Origin of the sequence: Thiocystis violacea (genome assembly GCF_016583565.1) — a bacterium.
In the GTDB taxonomy this organism is placed as follows: Bacteria; Pseudomonadota; Gammaproteobacteria; order Chromatiales; family Chromatiaceae; genus Thiorhodococcus; species Thiorhodococcus violaceus_A.
In genome coordinates this window covers 1-2087 of record NZ_NRRF01000173.1, presented here as the reverse complement: position 1 = coordinate 2087, position 2087 = coordinate 1, and the positions used below count along the sequence as shown (strand labels likewise).

Below are 2087 nucleotides of genomic sequence, written 5' to 3'. Positions count from 1 at the left end.
AGTCGTCTGTATTCCGCTTTAAAGTCTTTGAAGGGTCGCGCAGAACGCATAATATCGTTTTTTCACCTTCCGGAAACCCAATATGCCGCTTAATAAGCGCGTCTGGATACCATATTAAATGGCTATATCTTCGAAACAGCTGATCGCCAGCGGTCGCCCTTTTGCACTTCCTGGCTTGGGAATATAGGTGCGCCGCTTCGGTTGCGGCCGATAACCCATGTTCTTCAGCCGGCTCGAAAGCTCCTTGAGGTTGTCTTCCAGGTTGACCCGGTACTGCTCCTTGGTGATGCCATCAATCCCCACGGCCCGGTCCCCGGGCAGTGCTTCGAAGCAGGCGCGCAGGTGGTCCATATCGGAGACATGATGATAGAGACTGGTGAAGACCAGCCGTGGCTCGCTGCGCGCCTTCTCGCCTATGCGTCTTAGCTCTGTGCTCACTGTGTTTCCACGCCTTGCATCGTGACAATGTTTCCGCTTCAACGCTCAACCAACCGTGAGGACCTTCGCTCCGAGGGCATTACCCCTCTTCATCGCTAAGTAATGAATTAAAAATAAGTTGTACGTCGCAATGAAAGTGTTGGTCGCGTAGCCAGCGGCGCCTCGACGATTTTCAATTAAGGCTTATACTCAAAGATGCACACCGCTCCAGATTACACAGACCACCATGACGCGATTTCAAGGGTATGACGAGGAACACGAAGAGACCATGCGGCGGTACTGTCGCTCGTTGCCGGAAGACCACCGTCGGCGCTATGCCGCCGTGGAAACCCTCAAACTCGGGCGCGGTGGTCTGACCTACATTGCCCAGGTGCTGGGGATGAGCCGACGCACCATTTATCGGGGGATTGACGAGTTGGAGGCGATGGCCGAGGACGATGGCGATGCGCCCACGCGCCCGAGTGGCGGCCCCGATCGGATCCGCCGCCGTGGTGCGGGGCGCCCCCGGTTGTTCCGCGACCCGGCCTTGATGAATGCCGCCAATCACATCTTGGATGCCCATACCGCGGGCAGTCCTACCGACCCTGACGTGTTCTGGAGCGATCTCAACCCCGCCCGTTTGGTCAAGGAGTTGGCCCACTGCGGCTTCGAGGTGAGCAATCACACGGGGGCGCGGCTGCTGGACTGGTACGGGTTTCGTCGGCGAGCCTTGCGCAAGGAACTCATGATCGGCCACGTCGATCCCCAAGAACGCGACCAGCAGTTTCAGTTCATTGCGCAACAACGCCGCCTGCTCCAGGACCGGGGTGAACCGCAACTGTGCGTCGATACCAAGAAAAAAGAACCGCTGGGATCCCTGTCGCGTCCGGGCACCTGCTACGGCACCGCCGCCCAGCGGGTGTTTGACCATGACTATCCCTATTTGGCAACCGGGAAGGTGGTCCCGCATGGGGTCTATGATCCCGTGGCCAACGAGGGCTTTCTCACGCTGGGCAATTCGTGCGAGACCGGCGATTTCGTCTGCGACGCCATCGCCCTGGCCTGGGAGTCACACTTCGCGGCCCGTTACCCCAACGCGTCGGAACTGTTCCTGACCTTCGATGCCGGTGGGGCCAATGCCGCCCGCTCCTGGCGCTTCAAGGAAGACCTGGTCGCGCTCAGTCGACGTCTGGGGTTGCGTTTGCGGGTCGCTCACTACCCATCCTATACCTCGAAGTGGCACCCCATTGAGCATCGTCTCTTCAGCCAGGTCGAGCGCTCGTTTCGGGGACAGATTCTCGACACCCCCGAGACGGTTCTGCGCGCGGCGCAACGCACGACAACCACAACCGGACTACGGGTGGTCGCCTGCCTCCTAGATAAAGTGTACGAAACGGGCCGCAAATGCTCTGCCGCATTCCGTAACATTAAAGACCAGTTCATTCAACACGACGAAGTGCTCGGAAAATGGAATTATGTGGTCGACGCGAACGGTATCTAATTTCTCGTCACATGAAACGTTTCACTAATTTTTAATTCATTACTAACCCTTGCGGCGTACCGGTCCTCATCACTCGCGACGCGGCCATTTGAGCCCCTCTTGTGACATTGGCGCTCATACTCGGGTACTGCATTGCGCGATTCCCCAAGAGCCCTTGCTCGTCGCTCGC

Annotated in this window: 2 protein-coding genes; one reads left to right on the top strand and one right to left on the bottom strand. The window is 58.1% G+C overall.

Annotated features, from left to right (window positions below):
- Positions 1 to 114: 114 nt before the first annotated feature.
- Positions 115 to 438: a hypothetical protein gene (locus tag CKO23_RS24465; protein ID WP_200336076.1), complete on the bottom strand. Its 324-nt coding sequence runs from the start codon at positions 436 to 438 to the stop codon at positions 115 to 117.
- A 226-nt stretch (positions 439 to 664) separates the two neighbouring features.
- Between CKO23_RS24465 and CKO23_RS24460 the strand changes: the two genes are divergently transcribed.
- Positions 665 to 1918 carry an ISAzo13 family transposase gene (locus CKO23_RS24460; RefSeq protein ID WP_200336075.1) on the top strand — a complete coding sequence of 418 codons (1254 nt, stop codon included), beginning with the start codon at positions 665 to 667 and terminating at the stop codon, positions 1916 to 1918.
- The last annotated feature ends 169 nt before the right edge of the window (positions 1919 to 2087 follow it).